This window comes from Blastomonas sp. UPD001, assembly GCF_003426715.1.
GTDB lineage: Bacteria > Pseudomonadota > Alphaproteobacteria > Sphingomonadales > Sphingomonadaceae > Blastomonas.
This window is the reverse complement of record NZ_QKVT01000001.1, coordinates 628300-633084: the sequence shown is the minus strand read 5'-3', so window position 1 is coordinate 633084 and position 4785 is coordinate 628300. Positions and strand designations below refer to the sequence as shown.

Genomic DNA, 4785 nt, shown 5'->3' with positions numbered 1-4785 from the left:
CCTGACGGTCAGCCGCCTCGGGTCACGCCCCGCAGCGATTGGCGCAGAAATGCCTGTCCGCGCTGCGAAACCGCCATGGTGCTGCTGGCGAGCAGGGCGAGAAAGCCGAGGCCGATCACCAGCCCGGACGGTGCGCCGATAGCGACAAGGATCAGCATGGCTGCGACAAAGGGCAGCGCCACCAGCCCGAACAGGCCGGCGACGACGAGGGTCGCCCGAACAAGATGCAACATGGGGAAAGGACTTTCGGATCAAGCTGCGTTCGCGCAGAAATCGAACGACGAAATAGCCAAGCCGATGCCCCGATATGGCAGGTCGCGGTGCGACTGACCAGCGGTTTCAGACGGCCTTACGCCCCTCGATCAGCGCATCGACCACGGAAGGATCGGCGAGCGTGCTGGTATCGCCGAGCGAGCCGAAGTCGTTCTCCGCGATCTTGCGCAAGATGCGCCGCATGATCTTGCCGCTGCGCGTCTTGGGCAGCGCTGGCGTGAAGTGCAGATGGTCGGGCGTCGCGATCGGCCCTATCTCCTTGCGCACCAACGCCTTCAATTCCGCCGCCAGCGCATCATCGGCGGTCTCGCCGACATTGAGCGTGACGTAGCAATAGATGCCCTGCCCCTTGATGTCGTGCGGAAAGCCGACCACCGCGGCCTCGGCAACGCGCGGATGGAGCACCAGCGCGCTCTCGACCTCCGCCGTGCCCATGCGATGGCCCGAAACGTTGATGACATCGTCGACGCGGCCGGTGATGCGATAGTATCCGTCCTCGTCGCGCTTGCAGCCGTCGCCGGTGAAATACTTGCCCTTGTAGGTGCTGAAATAGGTCTGCACGAAGCGCTCGTGATCGCCATAGACGGTGCGCGCCTGACCGGGCCACGACCCCGCGATGCACAGATTGCCCTCGGTAGCGCCCTCGAGAATGTTGCCATCGGCATCGACCAGTTCGGGCCGGATGCCGAAGAACGGCAGGCCCGCGCTGCCCGGCCGCATCGCATGCGCATACGGCAGCGTCGTGATCATGATCCCGCCGGTCTCGGTCGGCCACAAGGTGTCTTGCCAACGGTGCGGCGGTACCAGCGCCAGGCCTCGGGATTGATCGGCTCGCCCACCGATCCGATCAGGCGCAGCGCGCTCAGGTCGTGCTTCTCGATCGGCGCCTCGCCCTCGCGCATCAGCGCGCGGATCGCGGTGGGCGCGGTGTAGAAGATGTTCACGCCATGCCGTTCGCACATGTCCCAGAAGCGGCTGTGATCGGGATAGTTGGGCACGCCTTCGAACAACAGGCTGGTCGCGCGGTTGAGCAGCGGACCATAGACCGAATAGCTGTGCCCGGTGACCCAGCCGATATCGGCGGTGCACCAGTAAACCTCGCCCGGCCGGTAATCGAAGGCATAGTGGAAGGTCGTCGCAACCCAGACCGCATAGCCGCCGGTGGTGTGCAGCACGCCCTTGGGCTTGCCGGTCGATCCCGAGGTATAGAGGATGAACAGGGGATCCTCCGCGCCCATCGGCTCGCAGGGACAGGTCGCAGGCACGGTTACCGACAGTTCGTGATACCAATGGTCGCGCCCTTCGGTCATCGCGATGTCCGCGCCGGTGTGGCGCACCACCAGCACCGCATCGACGCTGATGCCGTGATCGGCGAGCGCAGCGTCGACATTCGCCTTGAGCGGCACCGTCTTGCCACCGCGCATCCCGGCATCGGCGGTGACGATGAAACGGCTCGCGCAATCCTCGATCCTTCCGGCGAGCGCCTCGGGCGAGAAACCGCCGAACACCACCGAATGGATCGCGCCGATCCGCGCGCAGGCGAGCATCGCGATCGCGCCTTCGAGCACCATCGGCATATAGATCGTCACCCGGTCGCCCTTGCCGACGCCGAGCGCGGTCAGCGTGCTCGCGAAACGCTGTACCTCGGCGAGCAGTGCGTCATAGCTCAGCGAACGGACGTCGCCGGGAGTGTCGCCTTCCCAGATGAACGCCGTATCCGCGCCATGCCCCGCCAGCACATGCCGGTCGACCGCGTTGTAGCATAGGTTGAGTTCGCCATCGTCGTACCAGCGGATGCGCACCGGATCGAAGCTCGAGCGATCGACATGCGCGGGCTTGACCATCCAGTCGATCCGATCCGCCTGCAGCGCCCAGAAGCCATCGGGATCGCGCAGAGAGGCCGCATGCAGCTCCGCATATTGCGCCGGCGTGCACCAGGTCTGTGCATCCTCGGGCGCGGCGATCAGCGGCTCGGCGGCGGTGTCTTGGGTCATCATGAGTGTCCTCGATGGGGTGCGGCCTTGCCTGCCGCCGATCGTACCCTTTCTGCCCCAGCGCACCTGCACGAGCAACCCGTCGCAAACTGTCACGCTTTAGTCAAATTGCGATTGATATAACATTACACGAGTGCTAGCCGGACGGCCGAATCTGCCGCTTCCGACGCTGGGCCGCACGGCCCGCGCGGGAAATGGCGGACACAGACTGCCGAGCAAAGGCAGCCCCTTCCTTTTACTGACAGTCCCCCAGGGAGCATCACAGAACATGCGTCGCACGCTTCTTACCGTCACTTCGTCGCTTTCGGTCGCCACCGCCCTGCTGGCCCCCCTTCCCGCGCTGGCGCAGCAGACCAGCCAGCCGGACGAGACCGCGTCCACCGATGACGATGATTTCCACCGCAACGGCGGCATCATCGTCACCGCGCCGTTCGTGCGCGATCTCAGCATTCTGGCGGGCACGTCCGAAATTTCGGGCGACACGCTGGCGCGCGAGGCGCGGGCGCAGATCGGCGATGCGCTGACCAAGCTGCCCGGCGTGTCGGCGACCAGCTTCACCCCCGGCGCGTCGCGCCCGGTGCTGCGCGGTTTTCAGGGCGAGCGCATCCGCGTGCTCACCGACGGCATCGGCACGATCGACGTGTCCAACACCTCGCCTGATCATGGCGTCACCGTCGAGCCAATCATCCTCGACCGGATCGAGGTGCTGCGCGGTCCCGCGGTGCTGCTGTTCGGCGGCCAGGCGGTCGGCGGCGCGGTCAACGCGATCGACAAGCGCATCCCGCGCGAGGTGCCCGAAGAGCCGTTCCATTTCGATGCGCTGGCCACCTATGGGTCGGCGGCGGACGAGCGCAGCATCGGCGCCAGCCTCGACGTTCCGCTGACCTCCAAGCTGGTGCTGCATATTGACGGCAGCTATCGCAAGTCGGACGATCTCGAGGTCGGCGGCTTCGTGCTTTCCCCCGCGCTGCGCGCCGAGCAGCGCGAGATCGCAGCGGAAGAACGCGCCGAGGGCAATCTCGAAGAAGCGGCAGAGGCCGAGGAACTCGCGGGCCTGCGCGGTCGCATTACCAATACCGGCACCGAGACCTACAGCTTCGGCGCGGGCCTGGCCTATATCGGCGAAGGTGGCAGCTTCGGCATTTCGGGTAGCTATTACAACAGCCTCTATGGCGTACCCGAGCGTCCCGGCGCGGGCCATCATCATGGTGAAGAGGAAGAGGGCGGCGCCGGCGGGGAGGAAGAGGAAGGCCCCGTCACGATCGGGCTCGACCAGATCAAGGTCGATTTCCGCGGTCAGGTCGATCTGCCCGGGTTCTTCGAGGCGCTGCGCCTGCGCGCCGCCTATGCCGATTTCAAGCAGACCGAGTTCGAGGGTGACGAAGTCGGCACCGTGTTCCGCAACAATGGCATCGAATCGCGGCTCGAACTCGTCCAGCGCGAGCGCGGCGGCTGGCGCGGCGCGAGCGGCGTCCAGTATGTGCACCGCGATTTCAGTGCGATCGGCGCCGAAGCCTTCGTGCCGCCGAACACGACCGATCAGGTCGGCATCTTCACGCTGCAAGAAGTGCGGCTGGGCCAGATCGAGATCGAGGGTGCGGGGCGCTATGACCGCGTCGTGGTCAAGTCGCAGGATGTCGGCGTCGAGCGCCGCTTCAATTCCTATTCGTTCGCGGCGGGCCTCGCCTATCTGCCGACCGACCAATTGCGCATCGGCGTGAACCTCAACCGCGCCCAGCGCGCGCCGGCGGCCGAAGAGCTGTTCTCCAACGGCCCGCACATCGCCACGCAGGCGTTCGAGATCGGCAATCCCGATTTCACCACCGAGAAGAGCTGGGGCGGCGAGGCCTATATCCGCTATTCGACCCCGGACGTGAACCTGTCGCTGACCGGCTTCTACAACCGCTTCGACGATTTCATCATCGACGTGCCGACCGGGCTGGAGGAGGACGAGCTCCCTGTCTTCCAGTTCATCCAGAACGATGCAAAATATTACGGCGTGGAAGCCGAAGCGTCGGTGGTGTTCGCGCGCGCCGGATCGTTCAAGTTCATCGCCGATGGCGTCGCCGACTATGTCCATGCCTCGCTCGACGGTCTCGGCCCAGTGCCTCGCATTCCGCCACTGCGCCTGCTCGGCGGGCTCGAGGCGCAGAGCGATGTGCTCAACCTGCGCGCCGAGGTCGAATGGTTCGACGACCAGGAGCGTAACGCCAATTTCGAGACGCCGACCGAGGGCTTCACGCTGGTCAATGCCAGCGCCTCGTGGAAGCCCTTCGGCGCGGCGCGCGGGGTGACGCTGATCGCATCGGCGAACAACATCTTCGACGTGGTCGGCCGCCGCGCCGCCAGCTTCACCAAGGACTTCGCGCCGCTGGGCGGCCGCGATTTCCGCGTGTCGGCGCGCTTCAGCTTCTGATCAACACTCTCCCCCCCCCGCTTGCGGGAGGGGTGACGAGGGTCAAAATCCTCCCCGAGCTTGTCTCGGGGAGGGGGACCGCTGGCCGCAGGTCAGCGGTGG

Annotated in this window: 2 protein-coding genes and 1 pseudogene; 1 reads left to right on the top strand and 2 read right to left on the bottom strand. The window is 65.7% G+C overall.

Annotation, left to right across the window (positions count from 1 at the left end):
- Positions 1-8 precede the first annotated feature (8 nt).
- Positions 9-233, bottom strand: coding sequence for a hypothetical protein (locus tag DM995_RS21635; RefSeq protein ID WP_023836996.1), 225 nt, complete (start codon positions 231-233; stop codon positions 9-11).
- A gap of 106 nt (positions 234-339) precedes the next feature.
- Positions 340-2267: pseudogene (gene acs / locus DM995_RS02980) on the bottom strand (acetate--CoA ligase).
- A gap of 268 nt (positions 2268-2535) precedes the next feature.
- Between acs and DM995_RS02975 the strand changes: the two are divergent.
- Positions 2536-4683 (top strand): TonB-dependent receptor, encoded by a 2148-nt coding sequence (locus DM995_RS02975; protein WP_116968444.1) that lies wholly within the window; start codon positions 2536-2538, stop codon positions 4681-4683.
- Positions 4684-4785 lie beyond the last annotated feature (102 nt).

Coding starts and splice junctions, on each gene's coding strand:
- DM995_RS02975 (WP_116968444.1), top strand. CDS start 2,536: ATGCGTCGCACGCTTCTTACCGTCACTTCGTCGCTTTCGGTCGCCACC.
- DM995_RS21635 (WP_023836996.1), bottom strand. CDS start 233: ATGTTGCATCTTGTTCGGGCGACCCTCGTCGTCGCCGGCCTGTTCGGG.